Genomic DNA, 23,988 nt, shown 5'->3' on the forward strand with positions numbered 1-23,988 from the left:
GCTCGTCCCAGCAGTCATAGATCGAGCCCTCGGCGATCACCCACGCGCCGTCGATCATGCGCCCCCGCCGCGCTCCCGGCACCCCCGCCGACGCCCGAACCCGCGCCGCACCCGCAGCACCCGGCGGCGGTCCGGGTGGCCCGGCTGCCCGCCGGATACTGGCTCACCCATCTGAGCGCCCAGCCCGGCGGGCCGTTCCCGGCGCTCGGCCTCCTCGCCGCCCCGCCCGGCGCGCTGGTGCTGCTGGTCGGCACCCCCGGCCAGCCGGTGCTGCTGCCCGAAGACCTCGCCGAGACCGTCCGGACCCTTCCCCTCGGCGGCGCCGCCCTGCTGCTCAGCGCGCCGTGGGCGGCCCCCGACGAACTCTCCGCGCTCACCGGCACCCTGGCCGCCCGCCTCGGCCGCCCCGTCCAGGCCGCCGTCGGCCTGCCCGTGCACGGCCCCGGCGGCCCCACCTCCCGGACGGTCGACGCCCGCGGCCACGCCGGCTGGGAGCCCTACCTGCTGCGGCTCACCGCCTCGGCCGGGCGCCCCACCGTCCCGTCCGCCTGGCGCAACGGCGGCGCGTCCTGGCAGCCCGCCGGGCCCGCGCTGTTCCAGGCCTTCCCGTACTGGTCCCTGGAGGCCGTGCCCGCCGGGCTCTGGCTGCGCCCCGACCCGCCGCACCTGTGCGCCCCGCGCTTCCGCCGGGCCGACCCGGGCCGCCCGCTGCTCATCGTCGGCGAGCGGGACCGCCCGGTCGGCGCCGAGGTGTGGGAGGAGCTGAGCAGCCTGCTCGACCGGCTCCCGGCCGCCGGGGCGCAGAACTTCGGCCTGCTGGCCCACGGCATCCTGGAGCCGGGCTCCGAGCGGACCGCCCGCTTCATCGCCCGGCTGCACGGCCTGGAGTGGCTGGGCTCCGACCAGCCCGGCGATGCGGCGGCGGGCGCCGAGGCGGTCTCGTACGGCCTCGGGCCCGTCCCCGGCCCGGCCCCCGGGCCGGTGTCCGCCCGGCCGGCCCTGGCCGCCGAGCCGGACCCGCTCACCGCGCCCCGGCCCGTCATCACCACCGGCCGGGTCGCGCCCCTCGGCGCCGCGTCGGAACCGCCCGCCGCGGAACTCACCGCCGGGCAGTCCCCCACGGCGGAGTTCCCCACCGCGGAGTTCCCCACGGCGGAGTTCGCCACGGAGGAGTTCGCCACCACGGGGTTCCCCGCCTCGCAGGTCCCCCCTGCGGAGTTCCCCACCGCCGTGCCGGAGCCCCCTGCCCCGACGCGGACCTCCTCCGGTCCGCTGGTGTCCACCGGCGGCACCGGCGACGCCCCCCGTGGCGGACCGGAGGCGCCCGGCCCGGCCGGCGCCCCCGGCATCCCCGACATCCCCCGGGTGGCCACCAGCAGCAGCGGAGACGCCCCCGGCGCCGTACCGCAACCGCCCGGGCCCGACCGTCCCGCCGCCTCCGCCACGGCGGGCACCGGCGGCGCGGACGAGCCCGCCACGGGGCTCCGGACCCCGGCCGGAACCGAACCCCCCACCACGGCCGCGCCGGAGGCCGAACCGGCTCCGTTGCCGTTCCCTCCTCCGGACCCGCTTCCGCGAACGGGAACGGGAACGGAGCCGGTGCCGGGGCCGGCCCCCGGACCGGACCCCGGCCCCGAGCCCGGCCCCGGGGAACCGGAGCCCTCCGCCCCCGGGCCCGACCCGGAGCCCCTCGCCGTGCACGTCTTCCGGGCCTTCCGGGCCGAGGAGTTCACCGTGCCCGTGGCCGTCAGCAGCCCCGCCGACCGGGAGGCCGTCCGGGCGCTGCTCGGCAGCCACTACCAGCGCTGCGTCGGCCGGGTCGAGGAGGCCGCGACCCGGCTGCCGGGTCTGCGCTCCACCACCAAGGACGACATCAAGGCCGATCTGGCGGCCGTCCTGCTGCACCACGCCGACACCGGTGTCCCGGTGAGCCGGACCGAACTGGCCGCCGAGGCCCGTGCCGGGGGCACCGGCCCGCACCTCGCGTTCCTGAACTGCCTCGGTTCCGGCCTGCGGCGGTTGCCGAGCCACCAGGGTGTGGTGCTGCTCGGCGCGCACGTCGAGCAGGTGGCGGACCTGCTGGCGGCCTATCCGGTCGGCCGCGAGCTGCTGGAGCCCGCACCGCTGGCCGGGCTGACCTCGCCCGCCGTCGAACTCGGCCCGGTCACAGTGGAGTTCGCCGTGCTGTCGGTCACCGCCCGGCGGACTTCCGCCTTCGACTCGGCCGGCGAGGAACCGCAGGCGGTGTTCGCGCCGGGCACCGGCTTCATCGTGGTCGACGTGGAGGCCGCCGACGAGGAGGCCGGCCGCCCCGCCCGGGTCCTGCTGCGCGAGGCGGGCGGCGCGCTGACGGGCGATCCCGCCGAGCGGAACGCCGGCGCGCGGGGCCGGGTGCGCGCCTGGCTGACCCGCCGCGACCGGACGGCCCCGGCGGACCGCCGCCAGGTCAGGCGCCCGGAGCGGTTCCGGCTCACCCCGGGCATCGGGCTTCCGCCGACCGAGCCGACCGAACCACCTGAGCCGGCCGAACCGGACTCCCCTGCGGAGCCGACCGAGCCGAACTGAACCGCCGTCCCGCACCGGCCCGTTGTCCAGAGCGGGGACACGCGGACGCCTGCGGACCCCGAAGCCCCCTGCCGGTGGAGCCCGGCGGACGAAGACCACCACGGAGTCCCCATGCGGTCCCAGCCTGTCCGGCCGATCCGGCCGGCGTCCCTGCGCGTCGCCCTCACGGCCCTGCTCGTGACCGGCGTCCTCCCGGCCCTGCCCGCCGCCGCGGCGCCGGGCCCCACGTCGAGCCCCACGGCCAAGTCCAACACTCCGAAGCCGCCCGCGACCGGCCGGCCCCACCGGACCACCCAGCCGTCCGGCACCCCCTCCGGCCACCCGTCCGGCTCTCCGTCGCCCTCCGGCCACCCGTCCGGCTCACCGTCCGGTCCCGCCACCGGCTCCGGCGACCTCACCGACCCCCGGCTCAAGGACATCGCCCAGCAGTTCGTCTCCACTGCCGAGAACTCCTCGCTCGACTGGAAGGCCCAGTTCGCCTACCTCGAGGACATCAAGGACGGCCGCGGCTACACCGGCGGCATCGTCGGCTTCTGCTCCGGCACCGGGGACATGCTCGATCTCGTCCGCCACTACCGCGAGTTGAAGCCCGGCAACCCACTGGCCGAGTACCTGCCCGCCCTGGAGAAGGTGAACGGCTCCGCCTCGCACTCCGGGCTGGACCCGGACTTCGCGTCCGCCTGGAAGAAGGCCGCCGCCGACCCGGCGTTCCGCCAGGCCCAGGAGGACATGCGCGACCGGGTCTACTTCAACCCGGCGGTCTCCCAGGCGAAGACGGACGGTCTGCACGCGCTCGGCCAACTCGCCTACTACGACGCCATCGTGATGCACGGCCCGGGTAACAGCGCGGACAGCTTCGGGGGCATCAGGGCCGCCGCGCTGAAGAAGGCGAAGACGCCCGCCCAGGGCGGCGACGAGAAGGCGTACATCGCCGCGTTCCTCGACGCCCGCGCCGCCGCCATGCGCACCGAGGCGGCCCACGACGACACCAGCCGGGTCGACACCGCCCAGCGGGTCTTCCTCCAGGCCGGCAACCTCGACCTGCACACCCCGCTGGTGTGGAAGGTCTACGGCGAGACGTTCCGGATCGACAAGTAGGCGCGGGGCGGGGCCGCCGGGACCGGCAGCCCCGCCCCACCCGCGGTCACCAGGGCCGGGCCGGCGCCGTCCGCTCGGCCGGGACGCCGCGGACCGCCTCGCGCCCGACCTCGCGCCCTGTCTCCACCGGACGCGTGCTCTGCCCGCCGACGGTGCCGGGGCCCGGGTCCGAACTGGTCCTGATCCGCGACGCCGACGCCGACCCCAACGCGGCCCGGCCGGCCGAGGCACGCCGATCCGTCACCACCCCGGCGGTCCTGCGCACCGCGTCGGTCAGGACCGTGGCCGACTCCAGGGCGTCCAGCCGCAGCACGAAGTTCCGCTCGGTGGGGTCACCGCCCGGCCAGTCGACGTCCTTGCTGCGGACGATCCGGCTGCGGAGCCCGCCCTCCCCCGCCGAGACCGGGCCGGGAATCACCCGGACGTTGGGCCGCCAGCCGGCGCCCCAGCTGTGTTCCAGCGCCAGCGTCCACTCGTCGTCCCGGACGTCGAACCACGCGCCCACCCGGCCGGCCAGCACATTGGTGCCGTACGGGCTGCGGATCACCACCCGCTGGTCATAGTCGGCGTCCTTGCCGATCACCGTGACCCTCCACGGCCCGTTCATACGCAGCACGGCTGTCCTCCCAAGCGTCGGCGCACGAGTGCCGATCGGCCCCGTACCTCCCTCGACGGACCACTCCCCGGCTCCGGTTCACCCGCGCGGCCGCCCCGGCCGCCCCGCACCGGCCGCGCCGGGCCCACCTCCGGAGCCCGCCTGTCGCGTTCATGTAACGAATCGACCTACCGTCGAAGAATTTCCGGTAACGGCCGGGCGTTCACCCGGTGTCCACGAGCCGCCCGACTCCCCGCCCCACGACGGGAAAGTCCGGGTATTCCCGCCACCGCCCGGTCCGACAGGCCCCCCTGACACCGGCTCCGACCTGGCTAGACTGCCGCTGCAACTGCCCGAAGAGGGTCAGAAGAGGGTCAATCGGGGAGATCCGGGCGGGGGAGGCTGAGGTGTTCGTTCGCCTATTGGGGCCGGTCGAGCTGCGGACCGCCGACGGCCGCGTCCTCGAACCCGCCGGAGCCAAGCGCTGCGCCGTACTCGCCCTGCTGGCCATGGAGCTGGGGCGGACCGTCCCGGTGGAGCGGTTCTTCGAGCTGCTCTGGGGCGACGAACCGCCGGCCCAGGCGCGGGCCGCGCTCCAGGGCCACATCGCCGCGCTGCGCAAGCTCTTCGCCGGATCACCGTTCACGCTCGCCACCCGCGCGCCGGGCTACCGGCTCGACGGCGAGGCCCGGCTCGTGGACGCCCTGCACTTCACCCGGCTGTGCGCGCAGGCCGCCGAGGAGAGCGGACCGGAGCAGTGCGAGCAGGTGGACAGGCTGCTCCGCGAGGCGCTCGGCCTCTGGCGCGGCACCGCCCTGGCCAACCTCCCCGAGACCCCGCTGCGCCGCTCCCTCGCCGGCCAGCTGCACGGTGCCCGCACCCGCGCCCTGGAGAGCTGGTCGGCGTACCGGCTGCGGGCCGGCCGGGGTGCGGACGCGATACCGGAGCTCGAACGGAGCGTCCACGCCGACGAGTTGCACGAACCGGTCGCCGCCCTGCTGGTGCGCTGCCTGTACCAGGCCGGACGCTTCCCGGACGCGCTCGCCGTCTACCACCGGGCCCGCCGCCGGCTCGCCGCGGAGCTGGGCATCCCGCCCGGGCGGACGCTGCAGTCCGCCGTCGACGACATCCTGGCCGACGACGCCTCCGCGGCGGCGGCCGGGCGGCCCGGTCCGGCGACCGCCCCCGCCGACGGCACGCGGCCGACGACCGACGACGGCCAGGTGGCCCGCCTACTGCCACGCCGCTTCGGCCGGTTCGTCGGCCGCACGGCGGAACTGCGATGGCTGGACACGGAGTGCGGGCCGGACCGCCGCGGCAGCCTGGCCGTGGTGGCCGGCCCGGCGGGCGCCGGCAAGACGGCCACCGTGGTCGAGTGGGCGCACCGCGGCGCCGACGCGTTCCCGGACGGCCAGCTCTTCGCGGACCTTCAGGGCTTCGGCCCCGACCACGACGCCCGGCCGGCCGACGTCCTGGACCGGTTCCTGCGGGCGCTCGGCACCCCGGAGCACGAACTGCCGCCGGACGCGCCGTCCCGGGCCGCGCTCTACCGGTCGCTGACCCGGCAGCGCCGGCTGCTGGTCGTCCTGGACAACGTCCGGGCCGCCGAGTCCATCGCCGATCTGCTGCCGGCCGGACCGGGCTGCGCCACCGTCGTCACCAGCCGCAACTCGCTGGAGGATCTCGTGGTCACCGAGGGCGCCGCTCCGCTCCGGCTCGGCCCGCTGCCCGCCGCCGACGCGCTGCTGCTCCTGGAGCACGCCCTCACCCCGGCCCGGGTCCGCGCCGAACCGGAGGCCGCCGCCCGGCTGGTGGAGCTCTGCGACCGGCTCCCGCTCGCCCTCCGGATCGCCGCCACCCGGCTCGCCGCCCAGCCCGGCTGGGCGATCGCCGAGCTGCTGCCCGAACTCACCGACGAGTCGACCCGGTTGCGGGCCCTGGAGACCCGGGGCACGGTCGGCCTGCGCACGGCCCTCGACCGGACGGTGCGCCGGCTGCCATCCGTCGCCGAGGGCCTGCTCGCGCTGCTCGCCGCCCACCCCGGCCCGGAGACCGACGCCCACGGGGCGGCCGCGCTGCTGGGCTCCGACACCGGCACCGCCCGCCGCGCGCTCGGTGCGCTGGCCGCGCACCATCTGCTCACCGAGAGCAGCCCGGGCCGCTACCGCCGGCCTGAGCTGATCCGTCTGTACAGCGCCGATCTGCTGGCCGAGCGCACCGAGTACACCAGGACGCTCGCCGTCACCTCGCTGCTCGACCACTGTCTGGCCGCCGCCGCCCAGGGCGCCGCCCTGCTCCAGCCCGGCCTGGCCGCCGTCGGACCGCCGTCCGGACGCCTTCCCGGACCGAACGGCCGGCCCGGCCCCCGGTTCGCCGGGGTCCGCACCGCGCTGGCCTGGTTCCAGGCCGAGGAGCCCACCGTGCGTGCCCTGGTCGCCCGGGCCGCCGAGACCGGCGACCACGATCGCGCCTGGCGGCTCGCCGACCTGGCCGACCGGCTCTACGAGCCCGCCGGGCGCCCCGTCGACCGGGTGACCTGCCTGCGTGCCGGGCTCCGGTCCGCCCGGCGGACCGGTGAGCAGACCGCCGTCGCGTCGCTGGAGTGCGGCCTCGCCGAGGCCCTGGGCGGCGCCGGCCGCACCGACGAGGCCCAGGCGCTCGCCATCGAGGCCGTCGCCCGCGGCGCCGCCACCGGAGGCGAGATCCGGGTCCGCGCGCTGACCGTCCTCGCGGTCGCGACCGCCGGGCGCGGCGGGATCGCCGAGGGCATCCGGCTGGGCGAGCAGGCGGTCGCCCTGGCCCGCACCCACGGTCCGGCCGGGTACGCGCCGTTCGCCCATGCCCGCACGGCCGACCTGTACGGCCTCGTGGGCGACGGCCCGGCCGCGCTGCGCCACGCCCGCAAGGCCCGCCGGCTGCTCGCCGACCACCCCGAGGCCGCCGGCCACCTCACCGCGATGGCCGCCGAGGCCCACGCCCTGTCCCTGCTCGACCGCCCGGCCGAGGCCGAGCGGGCCTGGCGGGAGACGGTGGAGCGGTGCCGGGACGCGGGCACCGTCCGCCTCCACGCCGCGGCCGAACGCCGCTTCGCGGACTTCCTGGCCGCCTCGGGCCGCCCGGCCGGGGGCGCCGGCCAGCCGCACGGCGCGGTCGCCCCGTCCGGCCGGCCCGGTGGCACCACGGTGGTCCGGCAGTCGGACCGGCGGGCGGCCGATCTGTGCCGCTGACCGCTCACACCTGAGCGGCCGGCGGGGGCGATGCCACTCGGCCCGCACCCCGCCGACGGGCCGCCGTAGCGGCGGTTCGGCCCGGTGGAGCGGAGGTTCAGGCGGTGCGACGCCGGTGCTGGTGCCGCGCGGCGACCAGCACACCCGCGCCGATCAGCACCGCGCCGCCGCCGACACCCGCGATCAGGGCGCCGTCGCCGCCACCGCCGGTGTGCGCGAGGCCCCCGGGGACGGGCCCGGCGCCCTCGGACGGCGGCGCCGGGACGCTCGGGCTCACGGACGGCGAGGGCGACGCGCTGCCGGACGGCGTCGGACTGGCCGACGGTCCCGGCGTCCGGCTGGACGTCCCGGTGGGCGTGGGCGTCCGGCTCGGGGTGTGCGTGGCGGTCGGCGTCGGAGTGCCGGTGGGCGTGGGCGTCGTGGGCGTCGTGGTCGGCGTGGGGGTGGCGGTCGGCGTGGGCGTCGCCGTCGGGGTGGGCGTCGGCGTGGCCGTCGGGGTGGGGGTCGGCGTGGGCGTGGGCGTCGGCGTGACGCAGAGCGGCACGTCGGCGATCCGCTTCTCGATCTGGGTGTCGGCGAGCTGGTAGCGCCAGGTGTCACCCTTGCCCGAGTAGCTCACCGTGACCTTCACCGAGCCGTGGCCCTCGACGGTGCCGCGGTACCGCTCGTCACTGCCGGCCCGGGTGAGCGTGTACTCGCCCGAGGAGCGGTAGTTGTTGCCCAGGACCAGGTCCACCCGGCCGGCCTCGGTTCGGCAGCCGACGGTCAGTGAGGCGTCGCTCGGATGCCAGGCGAACGCCGTCCCGGAGCCGGCCACCGCGAGCGCCCCGACCGCGCAGCCGGTCACGACGACGGCTCGAACATGTTTCATCGCGCATCTCCTTCAGGTCCCGCAGGACGCAGTCCCCGGGGCCGGTGGTCACCGGTCCCGCCACTGTCGTCTACGGGACCGAACCGCCCTGCGGTTCAGTCCGCGGCGCCCCCGGACGCCTCCGCCCGTCCCCTCCGCCGCCGCCGCGCCGGCGACGTCCGGCCGGTCCACCGGGTGGTGAACCGGCGACCGCCGACGCGCCGTTGACCAGGGCGGAGGCCGTGGAACAGGTCGGCACCCGGTCCGGAGTGAACACGGTCCGGGCGCCGGACGGCCACCACCGGGCCGCCCGCCGTCGCCCCTGACGCGGTGGGCCTCCCGGAGCACGGACGGGGTGTCCGACGGCCGCCCGCTCACGGCCGGCCGGACACCGCCGGGTGCGACCGCACCCGGCGGACCGACCGTGCGCCTGCCGTCCCCGGCCCGCCACTCCCCGACGGGCCGGGGGCACCGCCGTCCGCTCCCGGCCCGCCAGACCCGACCCACCGGACCCGACAAGGAGGCCCCGACCGTGCGCACGCCCCTGCTGGTCCTCGTGGTCCTCGCCCTCGCCGCCGTCTCCGGACCGCACCGGGCCGGACCGGACCCGTCGGTCACCGAACGCCCGCCACAGACCACCGCACGGCACGCGTCCACGCACCACGCGTCCACGCACCACGCAGAAGAGCGCCCGGCCGCGGAGCGCTCCGCCGCCGGCGTCTCCCGCTCCGGCGTCCGGGTGGACCTCTCCCGCCAGGTCCGCTGACCGGGCGGAGCACCGCCCGCTCCCGCAGCCCCGGCCCCGGCCCCCGACCCCGCCCGCAGCCCTCCGGCCCCGCACCGGCCGTGAACACCGGGCGCGGCGCCGGAGAACGCCCGGCGAATTGCGGGCGTACATCGGGTGACGCGGCGCGCGCCGGATTCCGCCCCGACCGTGCAACGGCGGGGCCCAGGGCCCAACGACCCGTCCCACCGGCCGACCGGACGGGATGTCAGGCGTGGTTAGACTGCGGCCTGCCTCTCGACGAGGACCAGAAGCGGGGGCTCTGACCTGGGGGAACTGTGTTTGTTCGGCTCATGGGGGCGGTTGAGCTGAGGACGGCGGACGGCCGTACCCTCACCCCGCCCGGCGCGAAGCGGTGCGGGGTCCTGGCCCTGCTGGCGCTCGACCTCGGCCGGACCGTCCCGGTGGAACGGTTCTTCGAGCTGCTCTGGGGCGACGAACCGCCCGCCCAGGCCCGGGCCGCGCTCCAGGGCCACATCGCCGCGCTGCGCAAGCTGATCGCCGGCTCCCCGCTCACCCTGCTGACCCGCACACCCGGCTACCGCCTCGACGGCCCGGCCGACTCGGTGGACGCGCTGCTCTTCGAACACCTCTGCGCCCGGGCCGCCGGGGAGGAGGCCCCGGACGGCGACGAGCGCGCCGCCGGGCTGCTCCGCCAGGCCCTCGACCTCTGGCACGGCGCGGCCCTGGCCAACCTGCCCGACACCACGCTGCGCCACGCCCTCGCCGACCGCCTCGACGAGGGCCGCGCCCGGGCGCTGGAGTCCTGGGCGGAGCGTCTGCTCCGGCTCGGCCGGGGCGCCGACGCGATCCCCGACCTCGACCGCGCGGTGGAGGCCGACGGGCTGCGCGAGCCGCTCTGCGCCCTGCTGGTCCGCTGTCTGCACCAGGCCGGCCGGCTCTCGGACGCGCTCGCCGCCTACCGCCGGGCCCGTCGCCGGCTCACCGCCGAACTCGGGGTCTCCCCCGGCCGGACCCTCCAGTCCGCCGTCGACGACGTCCTCGCGGCCGACCCCCGGGAGCCCGGCCGGGGCCGCGTCCGGCCGGACTCCGGCCCGTCGGCGGCCCGCCAGCTCCCCCGCCGGGCCGCCGGCTTCGTCGGCCGGGCGGCCGAGCGGCGCTGGCTGGACGCCGAGTGCGGAGCCGGCCGCCGCAGCGGCAGCCTGGCCGTCGTGGCGGGCCCGGCGGGCGCCGGCAAGACCGCCACCGTGGTGCAGTGGGCGCACGCCGCGGCCGACGCCTTCCCCGACGGGCGGCTCTTCGCCGACCTGAACGGTTTCGGCCCCGGCCACCGCGCCCAGCCGGCCGACGTCCTGGGCCGGTTCCTGGGCGCACTGGGCGCCCAGGAGAGCGAGCTCCCCGAGGACCTCCCCGCCCGGGCCGCGCTCTACCGCTCGCTCACCGGCCGGCGCCGGCTGCTGGTCGTCCTGGACAACGTCCGCGACGCCGAGGAGGTGGCCGACCTGCTGCCGGCCGGACCGGACTGCGCCACCGTGATCACCAGCCGCAGTTCGCTGGAGGACCTGGTGGTGACCGAGGGCGCCGCCCTGCTGCGGCTCGGCGCACTGCCCGCCGACGACGCCTTCAGCCTGCTGGAGCACCTGCTCACCCCGGCCCGGGTGCGCGCCGAGCCCGCGGCCGTCGCCCAGGTCGCCGAGCTGTGCGACCGGCTCCCGCTGGCCCTGCGGATCGCCGCCGCCCGGCTCGCCGCCCAGCCCGGCTGGGGGATCGCCGACCTCGTCCCCGAACTCGCCGACGAGCGCACCCGGTTGCAGGCCCTGGACACCCAGGGCACGATCAGCGTGCGCACCGCGCTCGGCCTGACGATGCGTCACCTCTCCTTCACGGCGCAGAACCTGCTCGCCCTGCTGGCCGTCCACCCCGGGCCCGAGGTCGACGCGCACGCCGCCGCGGCCCTGCTGGGCACCGACCCCGCCGAGGCCCGCCGCGCGCTCTCCTCGCTCGCCGCCCACCACCTGCTCGCCGAGGGCACCCCCGGCCGCTACGGCCGGCACGACCTGATCCGGCTCTACGGCGCCGAACTCCTCGCCGAGCGGCCCGACTCCGAGCGCACCGCCGCCACCCGGGCGCTGGTCGACCACTACCTCACGGTCGCCGCGCACGGCGCCGCCCTGCTCCAGCCGGGCATCGACTGCTTCGGCCCGCCGCCCGCCCTCCCCTCGCCGTCCGGGCCGCGGCTGTCCACCGTCCGGTCGGCGCTGGACTGGTTCCGGGCCGAGGAGCCGACCATCCGCGGCCTGGTCACCTCCGCCGCCGACCTCGGCGACCACGACCGCGCCTGGCGCCTGGCCTACCTGGCCAACTGCCTGTACTACGGCACCGGCCGCCGCACGGACCGGGTGAGCTGCCTGCGGGCCGGGCTGCGCTCCGCGCTGCTGACCGGCGACCCGACCGCCGTCGCGCTGATGGAGGCTTCGGCCGCCCGCGCCCTCAGCGGCACCGGCCGCGCCGAGGAGGCCCACCGGCTGGCCGCCCGGGCGGTCGCCCGGACCGCCGACACGGGCGGGAACGTCCATGTGCACGCCCTCACCGTGCTCGCCGTCGCCACCGCGGCCCGCGGCGAGTTCGGCGAGGCCGTCCGGCTCGGCGAACAGGCGGTCGCCCTCACCGAGGAGCACGGCCTGACCGAGCACGCACCGTTCACCCTCAGCAACACCGCCGCCCTGCACGGCTTCGCCGGCGATGCCGGACAGGCCCTGCGGCGGGCCAGGCAGGCCCGCGCCCTGCTCGCCGACCACCCGGAGGCCACCTTCCAGCTCTCCGCGATGGTCAACGAGGCCCACGCGCTGCAACTGCTCGACCGCCCGGCCGAGGCGGCCCGGGCCTGGCAGCACACGCTGGAGCTCTGCCGCGCGGCCGGCACCGTCCATCTGCACGCCGTGGCCGAGCGCCACTTCGCGGACTTCCTGCTCGACTCCGGCCGCCCCGCCGAGGCCGCCCGGCACCTGCGCACCGCCGCCGGCCTGTCCGCCGGACTCGGCGACACCACCGTGGTCCGGCAGCTGGAGGAGCGGCTGGCCGCACTCAGACCCGCCTTACGGCAGTGACGGGTTCACCAGCTCCGCCAGCAGCGACTGCACCCCGTCCTCGCCGAAACGGTGCACCAGGAGCGCGACCCATTCCACCGCCTCCGCCCGCTCCAGCGGGGTCCAGGTGGCCACGGACGGGTGCTCGTCCACCACCAGCGCCTCGGCGACCAGCCGCAGCCCGTCCGGCACCAGGGGCAGCCTGGTTCTGCCGAGCCCCCGCACGGCCAGCACCCGGGCCGCCCGCGCGACCTCGTACCCGCTCGCCGACGGCACCGCGAGCCCACCGCCGACCGGGAAGTCCAGGCCGTCCGCACCGTCCGGGGCACCCGGGACGCCCGGATCGTCCGGCTCGCCCCGGTCCGCGGCCGACCCGGCCGCCGGCTCCTGGGCGAGCCAGCCCGCGATCAGCTCCCGGGCCTCCCGCTCCCCCGTGATGTCCTCCATGCCCGCAAGCATGCCAGCGCCCCGCTCCATCATCATCACCGTCATGTGAACGAGAACGGCTGTCACCCCGCCCGGCGTTCACCGGTGACGCACGCCCGACGGGAAATGTCCGAGACCCGCCCCTGGGCACCTCCGGGGCTCACGGGTCCTCGACGACGCGGATGACGGCGTTGGGGCAGAGCGCCGCGGCCAGCCGGGCGGCGCGGTGCAGCTCCGGCGGCGGGTGCTTCTCCAGCAGCACGACGGTGCCGTCGTCCTCCGACTGGTCGAAGAGCTCGGGCGCGGTGAGCACACACTGCCCGGCGCCACGACAGCGGTCGTGGTCGATGTCGATCCGGATCTTCATGGTGCGGTCACCCGTCCCAGGTGAGCGGAAGCGCGTGGACGCCGTAGATGGCCATGTCGTGGCGCATCGGGACCTGCTCCGGCGGTACCGCCAGGCGCAGCGTCGGGAAGCGCCGGAAGAGCGCGGGGAAGGCCACCTCCATCTCCACCCGGGCCAGTTGCTGGCCCAGGCACTGGTGGATCCCGTGTCCGAAGGCGACGTGCTGGGAGAGCTCGCGGGTGAGGTCCAGCCGGTCGGGGCTCCGGAAGTGCTCCGGGTCCCGGTTGGCCGCGGCCAGCGAGGCGACCACGGTCTCCCCGGCGCGGACGTGGTGGCCGGCGATGTCCACGTCCTCGGTGGCGACCCGCACCGTGCCGAACTGCACGATGGTCAGGTAGCGCAGCAGTTCCTCGATCGCGTGGCCGGTGAGCTCCGGGTGTTCCCGCAGGTCGCGCAGTTGCCCGGGGTGGGTCAGCAGGGTGAAGGTGCCCAGTGCCAGCATGTTCGCCGTGGTCTCGTGGCCGGCGACCAGCAGCAGACGGCCGATCCCCGCCAGTTCCTCGTCGGTGAGCCCGGACTCCGGGCCGTCGTCCGCCAGCAGGGCACTGAGCAGGGCGTCGTCGGGGTGCTTCCGCTTCCGGGCCGCCAGGTCGAGCATGTAGTCGCGCAGGGCGTCCCGGGCCGCCAGCGCGGTGTCCTCGTCCACCTCCAGGTTGAGCAGGGTCGAGGTCCAGCGCTGGAACCTGTCGCGGTCGTCGTAGGGCACGCCGAGCAGTTCGCAGATGACCAGGGAGGGGATCGGCAGGGCGAACGTCCGCACCAGGTCCACCGGGGGCCCGACGCGCTCCATCGCGTCCAGGTGGTCGGCGGTGATCTGTGCGATCCGGGGTGCCAGGGCGCGCATGCGGCGCACGGTGAAGTAGCGGGTGAGCATCCGCCGGTAGTGGGTGTGCTCCGGCGGGTCCATGGTGATGAGCAGGCCGGAGCGGGCTCCGACGTCCTCGGGCCGGACCGGGATCCGGCGTACCGGGGAGGAGGCCCGCAGCCGGTCCGAGCTGAACCGGTCGTCCGCCAGCAGGGCGCGGACGTCCTCGTGCCGGGTCAGCAGCCAGCCGGTCTTTCCGTCGGGGAAGGACAGCCGGGCGACCGGATCGTGCGCGCGCAGGTGCCGGTACTCCGGCGGCGGATCGAACGGGCAGGTGCGGTGCATCGGCAGCGTCATCGCCGTGGGCTGGGCTGTACTCATGGAAGGTATTCCCTTCTCCAGCCATTCTGTTGCGCCCCCACTCGCAGGGTAGTACGACTCCCCTCCGTCCGGGAGGTCTCGCCCCCGCCCGGCCCCGGCGCCTCCCCGTGCCCGGGGGCCCTCGTCCCGCACCGGCACGTGCATCGGCACGGGCGCGCACGGCGTCCCCGGCGGCGGCTATCGCTCCTTCTCCCGGGAGAGACGGCCCGGGGACGGCACCGGAAGGCGGGCCGGAACGCTCGACGGCCACCACGACCCCCCGTTCCAGGAGTATGGTTGACGCCTCGTCAACCACCGTACTTGGCGCACCCCATCCGTCACCCTGTGCGTTCGGACGCATACCGGTTTGGGTACGTACCTCAGCGCGCCCGAGGGCCGGGCGGCAAGGCGCGAGGAGACTGGGCACCGATGGATCAGAACCACATTCCCCCGACCGTACGACGGACATACGGCGCGGACGATCTCGCACGAGCGGCCAGCTTCGCGGGGGGCTTCATCAACTTCGGTGACTGGAGCGGAATCGACACCGCATCACCGACCACCGAGGACCGGGTGCACAGTCAGGAGGAGTTGTACCGCCGGGTGTTGCGGGCCTTCCCGGCACCGACCGAGCGGCTGCGGCTGGCCGAGGTCGGCTGCGGGCGGGGGCTGGGTGCGACACTCGCCCTGCGCGAGTTCCGCTTCGCGGCGGTGACCGGGGTGGACATCCACCCGGACCAGATCGAGCGCGCCCGTACGGTCAACGCCAAGGCCATGGCCGTCTTCCCGGACCGGCTCGCCTACGCCCTCGGCTCGGCCGACAAGCTGCCGTTCCCGAACGGCTCGCTGGACGGCGTCTACTCGGTCGAGGCGGCCCAGCACTTCCGCGGGCTGACGGGCTTCGCGCACGAGGCGGCCCGGGTGCTGCGGCCCGGCGGCCGGCTGGTGGTCACCACCTTCTTCAGTTCCGGCCCGGAGGTCGCCGAGCGGTTGAGCATCATGCTCGCCAGCTTCGCCGAGGGCCTGGACGTGGCCCACCCGATCACCGGCTTCACCGCGGACCTCGCCGCGGCCGGCTTCACCGGCGTGTCCGCCGAATCGATCGGAGCGGCGGTCTGGCCGGGCTTCGACCGCTATCTGGAGGGCACCGTCCCGCCCAGCCACTGGTCACGCAACTTCCTCCCCGCCTGGCGCAGCGGCCTGCTCGACTACCACCTGGTCACCGCCGACCGGGCCTGACCACAGCGGACGGCTCCCGACGCCCGCCGGCCGGTGGTTCGGCCCGCCGAACCACCGGCAGCCGGTGACCCCGGCGGCTCCCGTGCGCGTTCCGAGGCTCGACGCGGGGAGGGCGGTGCGCCACACTCTTGCCCTGGCACCACCCGCGTTTCCCTGGCACCACGCAGCAAGCACCGAGCCCAGAACCGCACATCGGAGAGCCACACGGTGACCACGAGTCAACAGCTGGAGATCACCTTCTCGTCGGGCCGGTCCGGCACCGGACCGGCCACCTGGGGCCAGCAGGCCATCTGGGACGCCGTCGGCAAACTGACCCCGGCGGACGCGCCGAGGTACAACGTCACGGCCTCCTCCCCGCTGGACCCGGGAGTCCCGGTGCCGGTGGTCCTCGACGCGCTCACCCACCTGCTCCACCTGCACGACGGGCTGCACACCCGGCTGCTGCGGGACGACGACGGCCGGCTGCGGCAGACCGTCGACCCGGCGGGGCGGCTGTCCGTGCACACCCGCCACAGCGACGGCGACGCGGCCGAACTCGCCGAAACCGGGCGCCTGTTGCACGACGAGCTGGCGGGGCGGCCGTTCGACTGCGCGACCGAGTGGCCGATCCGCGTCGGCCTGGTCGAATCGGGCGGTCTGGTCCGCCACATGAGCCTGGTCCTCTCGCACACGGCGGTGGACGGCTCGGGCATGAGCCAGGTGGTGATGGACCTGTCCGCGCTCGCCCTGGGCGAACCGGTGGAGGCGATGGCCGAGCGCCGGGCGGCCACCCAACAGCCCCTGGAGGAGGCCGCGTTCCAGGCCTCCGATCGCGGCCGGCGGCGTGATGCCAACGCCCGGCAGCACTTCCTGCGCAAGCTGCGGCTCGGCCCGCCGCGGCAGTTCCCCGCCCCGGCCGGGGAGCCGCGCCCGTTCCCGAACGCCGTGCTCAGCTCCCCGGCGCTGCTGCGCGCCGTCGAACTGGTCGCCGCCGCCCACCGGGTGAGCTCCTCCTCGGTGCTGCTGGCGGCCGCCGCCGCGATGACGTCCCGGCTCTCGGGCCTGCCGGACGCCACGCTCCAGGTGGTGGTCAGCAACCGCTTCCTGCCCGGGCTGACCCAGGCGGTGAGCACGGTGGCGGGCGAGAGCCTGTTCCATCTGGCGGACGCCGGAAAGGAGTTCGGGGATGTCGTCCGACGCACCCACGCCGCGTCGATCGCCACCTACCGGCACGCCTACTACGACCAGACCCTGCGGGACGAGGACATCGCCCGCCTCCGCGCCGAGCACGGCCCGACGGCCGACCGCTCCTGCGTCTTCAACGACACCCGCGAGCTGGCCCCGCCCGCGCCCGCCGGCGGCGCGGCCGCCCCACCGGCCGCCCCGGAACCGCTCGCCCTGGCCAGGGCCCGCACCACCCTCGACTGGCCGGTCGAGTTCGAGCCGCGCCCCGGCCTCTCCTACGCCCTGGACGCCCTCCGGACCGCGGACGCCCTGCGACTCGCGATGACGGCGGACGCCTCGGTCCTCCCCCGTCCCACGATGGAGCGCTTCCTGCGCGGCATCGAGGACCTGATCCTCACCGAGGCCGCCGCCCTCGGCCACGACTGAGACCGGCCCGCCGCCGCCCCCTGGAGCGTCCCGCCCGTTCCGCCCGGTCAATCTGGCCGGCCGGTCCGGGGCGGCGGGCCAGGTCACTCCGGCGGCGGGGTCCCCGCCGTACGGGGCCGCAGTGCCAGACCGGTGCCGATGGCGGCGGCCAGCAGGCCGAGCAGCGCGAAGGGGCGCGACCACTCGCCCGCGGTGGTCGGGACGAACGCGGCCGGCAGGACCAGGGCGGACGCGGCGACCGCCGTGAGGGCGTGCGCCGGCCGGGGGCCGCGGCGGTCCGGGCCGAAGGCGTCGACGAGCAGCAGATAGCCGGTGAGCAGGACGGTCACCGCCACGGCCGGCCAGAGCGACGGTTCGCCGGAGCACGCCAGCAGGACGGACCCGACCGCGAGCACGGTGGTGCGCTGCCCGGCGAACCGGGCGGGCCAGGTGGTCGCCGGGCGCGCCGGGCCGGCGGGCGGTGCGGCGGCCCAGACGGCGAGAACGGCGGCGGCCGCCACGGCGGCGGGCCCGCCCCGGTCCAGTACGCCGCCCGGGGCGCCGTCCACTCCGCAGGCGGCGACCGCCAGGGCGGCGCCGGTGCAGCGCAGGGCGGTCTGCTCGATCCACGGGGCCCACGAGGGCGAGGGCCGTACCCCGGGGGCGAGCCCGGCGTCGGCGGTGGTCTCGGTCATCGGGCCCCTCCTCGGATCCGGCGGCGCAGCAGTGGGGCGAGCGCCAGGTCGAGCGCCTCGCCCGGGGTGTACCGGGCCACCGGAATGCCCCGGCCGCGCAGGGCGGAGCGCATCGCCTCGCGCTCGGCGTGCCAGAGCCGCAGGGCCAGGGCGCCGACCTCGTCCCCGGGCTCCACCGTCGGCTCGCCCGCCGGGATCTCCACCACGACGAGCGGGTTGCCGCGGTCGCTGACCCGGCCGAGCACCTCCAGGATCCGCTGGTCGGCGAGCGAGGTGAACGCGTACACCAGGGCGTGGCCCGGCAGTGCGGGCAGCGGGAGCCGCGGGAGGGCGGGTCCGCGCCGGCGGCGGTCCTGGCGGACCTCCAGCACGGCCTCGACCATCCGGTAGAAGTGCCGGTCCCCGCTGCCCGCGGCGAGCCAGCGCAGCCGGCCGCCGACCGCGATCAGCCCGACCCGGTCGTGGCGGCTCAGGTAGGCGCGGGTCAGCCCGGCGGCCGCGCGCAGGGTCTCGTCCAGGCTCGACAGACCGGTGGCCGGGTCGCGGAAGTCGCTCAGCGCGTCCAGCAGGACGACCGCGTCCGCGGCCCGCTCGGCGGCGAACTGGTTGATCTGGATGCTGTCGCGGCGGGTGGTGGACGGCCAGTGGATGCGCCGCTGGCGCTCGCCCGGGACGTACGGGCGGACGCCGATCACCTCGACGCCGGTGCCGTCGTGCGCCGTGGTGTGCTCGCCGATCCGCTCCGGGAGGCGGACCGGGACGGGGGTGAGCCGGGCCGCACCGGGCACCGGGAAGACGTCCACCGCGCCGAGCTCGGTCCGGACGGTCCGCCGGGTCAGGCCCCCGGTGTCGTAGACGTCGAGGTCGACGCTGCCCAGCGTCCAGCGGCCCCAGCGGTCGGCCCGCAGGCCGAGGTCGACCCCGGCGCGGCCGACGGCCACGGACTCCAGGGTCAGCCCCGGACCGAGGGCGACGGTGGGGTCGAGCGGGCCGATCTCCCCGTCGTGCTCCACGGTGATCCGGACGGTGATCCGCTCGCCCTCGAAGCAGCGGCGCGGCTCGGCCGTGCCCACGGTGGCGAGCCGGGTCGGCCTGTCGCGCCCGGGGGCCGCCAGGGCGAGCAGCACGGCGGGACCGGCCGCGAGGGCCAGCAGCCAGGCGTGTCCGGTGGCCAGCGCGGCGGCGGCCGCGACGGCGGCCACGGTGAGCAGGCGCAGGGTCCGCTCACCGGCCCGCCAGTGCGGGGAGGGCGGGGTGCTCGGCAGGCCGGCCGGCGCCGCTTCGGCGCTCCGGGCCAGGATCCGGGCGGTACGCAGGTCGGCGTCCCGGCCGGTCCGGCGGTCGCCGCGCGGTTCGAGGCGGCGGCCTGGGCGGAGGCCGGTGCGGAGGCGGGACCGGAGGCCGGTGCGGAAGCCGGTGCGCCGGGCGCCGGGGCCCGGTGGACCTCCCTCCGCCGGCGCGGCGAGTCGGCGGACGGGGCGCCCGGCGCTCACCGCGGCCCGTCCGGCAGCCGATCCGACGACCGGGTGTCCGCGCTCCCGGCCGCGCGCGGCAGGGTCTGCGGTGCCGGAACGGACGCGACCAGGCGGGCCAGGACGTCGTCCGCCTCGATCTGGCGCACCCACAGTTCGGGCTTGAGCGTGATGCGGTGGGCGAGGGCGGGGACGGCGACCGCCTTGACGTCCTCCGGGGTCAGGAAGTCACGGCCCTCCAGCATCGCGCGGGCCCGGGCCAGCTGCACCAGCGCGAGACCCCCGCGCGGCGAGGCGCCGACCTGGATCTGCTGGTCGTTGCGGGTGGCGTCGATCAGCGCGACCACGTACTCGACCAGGTCGTCGTCGACCTCGACCTGCTCCAGCGCGGCCCGCATGGCGAGCAGTTCGGCGGCGGAGCCGATGGTCTCCAGCACCGGCTCGGGGGCCGCCCGGTCCAGCCGGGCCCGCAGCATCGCGGCCTCCAGGCCGGTGGAGAGGTATCCCATCCGCACCCGCAGCAGGAAGCGGTCGAGCTGGGCCTCCGGCAGGCTGTAGGTGCCCTCGTACTCGATCGGGTTGGCGGTGGCGATCACCACGAACGGCTCCGGCAGCCGGCGGGTGGCGCCGTCGACGGAGACCTGTCCCTCGGCCATCGCCTCCAGCAGCGCGGCCTGGGTCTTCGGCGGGGTGCGGTTGATCTCGTCGGCCAGCAGCAGCTGGGTGAAGAGCGGGCCCGGCCGGAAGACCATCTCACCGCTGCTCCGGTCGTAGAACGGCGCACCGGAGACGTCCGAGGGCAGCAGGTCGGGGGTGAACTGGATCCGGCGGAAGTCGAGGCCGAGGGTGGTCGCGAAGGAGCGCGCCAGCAGGGTCTTGCCGAGCCCGGGCAGGTCCTCGATCAGGACGTGTCCGCCGGCCAGCACCCCGAGCATGACCAGTCGGAGCGCCTCGGGCTTGCCGACCACGGCCCGTTCGATCTCCGCCACCACCGCGTTGGCGCGCTTCCCGGCCTGCTGCGGCGTCAGCGCGGGCCGGCCGGCGGGGCTGTCCGGGGCGTGGTCGGCGCCCGGGTCGACGGGGGCCTGGGGAACGGCGGTCATGGCTCTCCTGAGGGGCGATGGGTCGGTGCGGGCGGCCGCCGGGGGTGCGGCGACTGCGCGGTGGCTACAGGGATTCGAGACGGTCGACCAGGGCGCGGACGACCGGTTCGGGGAAGATCTCGGCCGGTGCCGGGCGGCTCGGATCGATCCAGGGCCAGAGCCCGGCGCCGATCAGCGCGGCGGCCCGGTCGCGGTCGTCGGTGAGCGAGAGCCCGTGCCGCTCCGACAGCCGGGCGGCGAACAGCCGTTGGAGCCGGCCGCGCAACGGCCCGCCGTCGCCCTGCGGGTCGAGCCCGTGGCGGACGGTCCAGTGCCAGTCGCCGAGCCCGGGCTCCCGCGCGTCCATCACCCGCTGACGGCTGCGCAGGCCCACGTCCAGGAAGCCCGCCCCGGCGACGTACCGGCCCGTCACCAGGGCGGCGACGGCCATCAGCACCGCTCCGGCGCCGGCCGCGGCCACCCCGCCGACCAGGGCGAACAGGATCTCGGCCGCGACGGCGACGAGCCCCAGCTCGATCAGGCTGTGCCGGACGGAACCGGGCGCGGCCAGGCCGTCGTGGTCCGGGCCGTCCCCCGGCCGGGCGGGACCGGCGCTCCGGGCGGGATCTGTGCTCATCGACGGCTCCCGGTCGGGTCGGTGGGGCCCGCGCCGGCCGTACCGGCGGCCGGCCGGTCCGCCAGGCGGTCGGCGATGGTGTCGAGGGCCGTCCTGGCCCGGCGTACCTGGCTGTCGTCCATCGGGTGGGTCGAGTACCTGGCCTCGTGGAACAGCGCGGTGAGGGCGCGTGCCTGGACCGGGTCGACCCGGTCGTCCGCCACCGCCCGTTCCAGCAGCTCGGTCGGGCTGTCGGAGGCGTGGCGGGCGACACCGGAGGCCGCCAGCGAGCCCTCCATCGCGGCGTAGCAGGCGATCACCGCGGCCCGGGCGTCGCCGCCGTGCAACGCGCGCCGTCCGGTGGCGACGGCCTCGGCGAGGACGTCCTCGGCGCGCGCCGGGCCGACGGCCGGCGCGGTCCGCGACCCGGGCCCGGGGAGGCGCAGCCGCCGCCACCCCCGCACCAGGGCGGCCACCAGCACGGCCGCCACCACCGCGGCCAGGACGACCAGCAGGACGACGGCCAGGTTCACCGTGCCCGACTCCTCGGGCGCCGGCGGCGGTGGCGGCGTCGGTACCGGCGTGGCCGTCCAGGCCCCCAGGCCGGTCAGGGGCGCATCGGCGACCGGCCCGCCGGTGGTGGTCCGGTTGTGGAAGACGAACAGCAGCACCGGCACGGCGACGGTCCCGCCCGCCAGCAGCACGACGGCGGCCGTCCGCAGGCGTTCGGCCCATGGCGTCGGCCCGGTCAGCCGGCGGACCTCCTCGCGGAGGCCGGAGGCGAAGCGGCCGACGACGATCACCCAGCCGAGGGCGAGCAGGACGACGAACCCGATGCTGCCGAGCGGCGGCTCGGTGCCCGTCCCCAGCAGTCCGCCGTCCGGCCGGAGCGCCGAGGCGGCGACCACCAGGCCGACGACGACCAGCAGGACGCCCCGCACCCGCGTGCTCCCCTGCCGGTGGCCGCCACGCCGGGACCGCCGGGGCGCGCTCGGCGGTACGTCGTCGTTCATGCGGTGCCCCCGGTCCCCTCCGCCACACGCTTGATCACGCGCCGGTGCAGCGTCGCACACCGACTTTCGCCCTGTCATCCTTCCCGCGGCGTACGACTTTCCGGGTAGCGGCCGGACCGCCGGACGCGTCGACACGGCCGCGCCGGTGCCGCTACCGTCGGCGCCATGCGAATCCTCGTCCTGGGCGGCACCTCCTTCGTCGGCCGCGCGATCGTCGACGACGCCCTGCGCACCGGCGCCGAGGTCACCCTGTTCACCCGGGGCCGGACCGGCCACGACCTGTTCCCCGCCGCCGCCCGGCTGATCGGCGACCGCGACACCGGCGACTACGCGGCCCTGGGCACCGGCCGCTGGGACGCCGTGGTCGACGTGAGCGGGTATCTGCCGCGCCACGTCGGGCAGGCGATGGACGCGCTCGGCGACCGGGTCGGCCGGTACCTGTTCATCTCCAGCCAGGCGGTGTACACCCGCACCGGTCCGGGCTCGGACGAGTCCACCCCGCGCCGCGCCCCGGTGCGCGACACCGAGGAGCTGAGCGAGGACACCTACGGCCCGCTCAAGGCGGCCTGCGAGGACGACGTGACCGCCCGGTACGGCGGCCGGGCGACGATCGTGCGGCCCGGCAAGGTCGCCGGCCCCCACGACCCGCAGTCCGGGCTCACCTACTGGGTGCGGCGGGCCGCGCGCGGTGGCCGGGTCGCGCTGCCCGGCCGGCCCGAGCAGCCGGTCCAGCTCGTCGACTCCCGCGACCTCGCCCGGCTGGTGGTCCGTCTGCTGGAGGACGACCGCCCCGGGGCCTTCCACGCCGTCGGCCCGGCCGAACCGACCACCCTGGCCGGGCTGATCACCACCTGCGCCGAGGTGGCGGGCGCCCAGGTCGAGATCGTCCCCGTCCCGGCCGACACCGCGCCCCCGTTCTTCCCGCTCGTCCACGCCGAACCGCTCTGGCCGGCCCAGCGGCGCAGCCCGGCCCGCGCCCGCGCCGCCGGCCTGCCCGCCACCCCGCTCGCCGTGACCGCCGCCGACGTCCTGGCCTGGGACCGCGCCCGCGGCGAGCCGCCCCTCGGCCACGGCTTCTCCCCCGAGGACGAGGCCCGCCTCCTCGCCCGCGGCTGACCCTCGCCCTGCGCACCGGGCCGTCCGCCGAGGGCCGCGGGTCCGTTCACGGCGCCCAGATCCCGCGTGCCAGCGCGGCCCCCGCGTAGCAGAAGGCCAGACCCGCGGCCAGGCTGGCGCAGAGATAGGCGGCCGCCGTCGCGACCCGGCGCACGGAGACCAGCGTCAGCAGTTCGTAGGAGAAGGTCGACCAGGTGGACAGGGCCCCGCAGAAGCCGGAGGCGATCAGCAGCTCCGCCCGGTCGCCGATGGCGTGCTCGGCGCCGCCCTCGACCACCAGCCCCAGGACGAAGGGCGCGGCCACGTTGACCGCGAACGTGCCCCAGGGGAAGGCGGAGTCGACCCGCCGCTTCACCGCGACGCCGGTGAGGTAGCGCACCGGCGCTCCGACGGCCGCACCGGCGAGGACGAGCAGCCAGTCGACGATCACCCGGCCTCCCCGGCTCTGACGGAGATCCCGAAGGCGAGACGGGCGACGAGGACCCCGAGCCAGACACCGGCCGGCGCGGCGACCACGGTGAGCACCAGGTAGCCGGCCGCCACCGCGCCGTCACCCCGGTCGAGGAGCAGGCGCGTCTGGTTGATGTAGGTCGAGAAGGTGGTGAAGCCGCCCAGCACGCCGGTGCCGATCATGGGCCCGAGCAGCGCGGGCGCCCGGGGGAAGCGCTCCTTCGTGGTGACCATCAGGGCGCCCATGAGGGCGCAGCCGACGACGTTGACCACCAGCGTCGTCCAGGGAAAGGCCCCGGGAGGGACGGGCCAGAGGCGCCCCGCGCCGTAGCGCGCGGCGGCTCCCAGGGCCCCGCCGAGCGCCACGGTGGCGAGCGTCGCTCCCCGTCCGGCCAGTGAGTGGTCGGGGTGGCCGTGCCGGTGCAGATCAGGGGTCAGGAGCACACCGGCACGTTAAGCAGCCCGGCCGAGGAGGCGGCACCGAATCACGGCAGCGGGCGAAGTCGTGACTCGATCAGCGCAGTCGCCGACCGGTGCTCACCGGATCCGATCGCCGGGCGGCAACATGCCATC

Annotated in this window: 20 protein-coding genes; 8 read left to right on the forward strand and 12 right to left on the reverse strand. The window is 76.8% G+C overall.

Annotated features, from left to right (window positions below; genetic code table 11):
- The first annotated feature begins 135 nt into the window (after window positions 1–135).
- Window positions 136–2,565: a hypothetical protein gene (locus AB0P06_RS04050; protein ID WP_363604915.1), complete on the forward strand. Its 2,430-nt coding sequence runs from the start codon at window positions 136–138 to the stop codon at window positions 2,563–2,565.
- A 111-nt stretch (window positions 2,566–2,676) separates the two neighbouring features.
- Window positions 2,677–3,663, forward strand: coding sequence for a chitosanase (locus tag AB0P06_RS04055; protein ID WP_363604916.1), 987 nt, complete (start codon window positions 2,677–2,679; stop codon window positions 3,661–3,663).
- Between the two features lie 46 nt (window positions 3,664–3,709).
- On the opposite strand, the gene AB0P06_RS04060 is transcribed toward AB0P06_RS04055, so the two are convergent.
- Window positions 3,710–4,279 (reverse strand): hypothetical protein, encoded by a 570-nt coding sequence (locus tag AB0P06_RS04060; RefSeq protein WP_363604918.1) that lies wholly within the window; start codon window positions 4,277–4,279, stop codon window positions 3,710–3,712.
- Between the two features lie 386 nt (window positions 4,280–4,665).
- Between AB0P06_RS04060 and AB0P06_RS04065 the strand changes: the two genes are divergently transcribed.
- Complete coding sequence (locus tag AB0P06_RS04065; protein ID WP_363604920.1) at window positions 4,666–7,485, forward strand: transcriptional regulator; 2,820 nt, start codon at window positions 4,666–4,668, stop codon at window positions 7,483–7,485.
- Between the two features lie 97 nt (window positions 7,486–7,582).
- On the opposite strand, the gene AB0P06_RS04070 is transcribed toward AB0P06_RS04065, so the two are convergent.
- Window positions 7,583–8,356 (reverse strand): hypothetical protein, encoded by a 774-nt coding sequence (locus AB0P06_RS04070; protein ID WP_363604921.1) that lies wholly within the window; start codon window positions 8,354–8,356, stop codon window positions 7,583–7,585.
- A gap of 511 nt (window positions 8,357–8,867) precedes the next feature.
- Between AB0P06_RS04070 and AB0P06_RS04075 the strand changes: the two genes are divergently transcribed.
- On the forward strand, window positions 8,868–9,101 hold the full coding sequence (locus AB0P06_RS04075) for a hypothetical protein (RefSeq protein ID WP_363604922.1): 234 nt from the start codon (window positions 8,868–8,870) through the stop codon (window positions 9,099–9,101).
- 311 nt (window positions 9,102–9,412) lie between these two features.
- On the forward strand, window positions 9,413–12,187 hold the full coding sequence (locus AB0P06_RS04080; protein ID WP_363604924.1) for a transcriptional regulator: 2,775 nt from the start codon (window positions 9,413–9,415) through the stop codon (window positions 12,185–12,187).
- On the opposite strand, the gene AB0P06_RS04085 is transcribed toward AB0P06_RS04080, so the two are convergent.
- The 3 genes from AB0P06_RS04085 to AB0P06_RS04095 form a co-directional block, all read right to left on the reverse strand.
- Entirely contained in the window at window positions 12,176–12,613 is a 438-nt protein-coding gene (locus AB0P06_RS04085) for a hypothetical protein (RefSeq protein WP_363604925.1), read from the reverse strand. The two genes, AB0P06_RS04080 and AB0P06_RS04085, sit on opposite strands and share 12 nt — an antisense overlap.
- 139 nt (window positions 12,614–12,752) lie before the next feature.
- A complete protein-coding gene (locus AB0P06_RS04090) occupies window positions 12,753–12,953 on the reverse strand; it encodes a ferredoxin (RefSeq protein WP_363605155.1) in 201 nt (66 codons plus the stop codon).
- Window positions 12,954–12,966: 13 nt separating this feature from the next.
- Window positions 12,967–14,184 (reverse strand): cytochrome P450, encoded by a 1,218-nt coding sequence (locus AB0P06_RS04095; RefSeq protein WP_363604927.1) that lies wholly within the window; start codon window positions 14,182–14,184, stop codon window positions 12,967–12,969.
- A 408-nt stretch (window positions 14,185–14,592) separates the two neighbouring features.
- Here AB0P06_RS04095 and AB0P06_RS04100 point away from each other — a divergent pair, with 408 nt between their 5' ends.
- Both AB0P06_RS04100 and AB0P06_RS04105 read left to right on the forward strand, forming a co-directional pair.
- The gene (locus AB0P06_RS04100; protein WP_363604928.1) at window positions 14,593–15,402 is read left to right on the forward strand and encodes a class I SAM-dependent methyltransferase; all 810 of its coding nucleotides are present in this window, start codon (window positions 14,593–14,595) and stop codon (window positions 15,400–15,402) included.
- A gap of 207 nt (window positions 15,403–15,609) precedes the next feature.
- Complete coding sequence (locus tag AB0P06_RS04105) at window positions 15,610–16,992, forward strand: condensation domain-containing protein (RefSeq protein WP_363604930.1); 1,383 nt, start codon at window positions 15,610–15,612, stop codon at window positions 16,990–16,992.
- 83 nt (window positions 16,993–17,075) lie between these two features.
- On the opposite strand, the gene AB0P06_RS04110 is transcribed toward AB0P06_RS04105, so the two are convergent.
- The 5 genes from AB0P06_RS04110 to AB0P06_RS04130 form a co-directional block, all read right to left on the reverse strand.
- Window positions 17,076–17,666, reverse strand: coding sequence for a hypothetical protein (locus AB0P06_RS04110; RefSeq protein ID WP_363604931.1), 591 nt, complete (start codon window positions 17,664–17,666; stop codon window positions 17,076–17,078).
- Window positions 17,663–19,159 carry a DUF58 domain-containing protein gene (locus AB0P06_RS04115; RefSeq protein WP_363604932.1) on the reverse strand — a complete coding sequence of 499 codons (1,497 nt, stop codon included), beginning with the start codon at window positions 19,157–19,159 and terminating at the stop codon, window positions 17,663–17,665. Before AB0P06_RS04115 ends, AB0P06_RS04110 begins: the two co-directional genes overlap by 4 nt.
- Window positions 19,156–20,241, reverse strand: coding sequence for a MoxR family ATPase (locus tag AB0P06_RS04120; protein ID WP_363604933.1), 1,086 nt, complete (start codon window positions 20,239–20,241; stop codon window positions 19,156–19,158). The genes AB0P06_RS04115 and AB0P06_RS04120 overlap by 4 nt, the downstream gene beginning before the upstream one ends.
- Window positions 20,242–20,305: 64 nt before the next feature.
- Window positions 20,306–20,857: a hypothetical protein gene (locus tag AB0P06_RS04125; RefSeq protein ID WP_363604934.1), complete on the reverse strand. Its 552-nt coding sequence runs from the start codon at window positions 20,855–20,857 to the stop codon at window positions 20,306–20,308.
- On the reverse strand, window positions 20,854–21,849 hold the full coding sequence (locus AB0P06_RS04130) for a DUF4129 domain-containing protein (protein ID WP_363604936.1): 996 nt from the start codon (window positions 21,847–21,849) through the stop codon (window positions 20,854–20,856). The genes AB0P06_RS04125 and AB0P06_RS04130 overlap by 4 nt, the downstream gene beginning before the upstream one ends.
- A 165-nt stretch (window positions 21,850–22,014) precedes the next feature.
- Between AB0P06_RS04130 and AB0P06_RS04135 the strand changes: the two genes are divergently transcribed.
- Window positions 22,015–22,965, forward strand: coding sequence for an NAD-dependent epimerase/dehydratase family protein (locus AB0P06_RS04135; protein ID WP_363604937.1), 951 nt, complete (start codon window positions 22,015–22,017; stop codon window positions 22,963–22,965).
- A 46-nt stretch (window positions 22,966–23,011) separates the two neighbouring features.
- On the opposite strand, the gene crcB is transcribed toward AB0P06_RS04135, so the two are convergent.
- On the reverse strand, window positions 23,012–23,392 hold the full coding sequence (gene crcB / locus AB0P06_RS04140; RefSeq protein ID WP_363605156.1) for a fluoride efflux transporter CrcB: 381 nt from the start codon (window positions 23,390–23,392) through the stop codon (window positions 23,012–23,014).
- Window positions 23,392–23,859: a CrcB family protein gene (locus AB0P06_RS04145; protein WP_363604938.1), complete on the reverse strand. Its 468-nt coding sequence runs from the start codon at window positions 23,857–23,859 to the stop codon at window positions 23,392–23,394. The genes crcB and AB0P06_RS04145 overlap by 1 nt, the downstream gene beginning before the upstream one ends.
- Between the last annotated feature and the right edge of the window lie 129 nt (window positions 23,860–23,988).

Source organism: Kitasatospora sp. NPDC088351 (genome assembly GCF_040685575.1).
Classification (GTDB): domain Bacteria; phylum Actinomycetota; class Actinomycetes; order Streptomycetales; family Streptomycetaceae; genus Kitasatospora.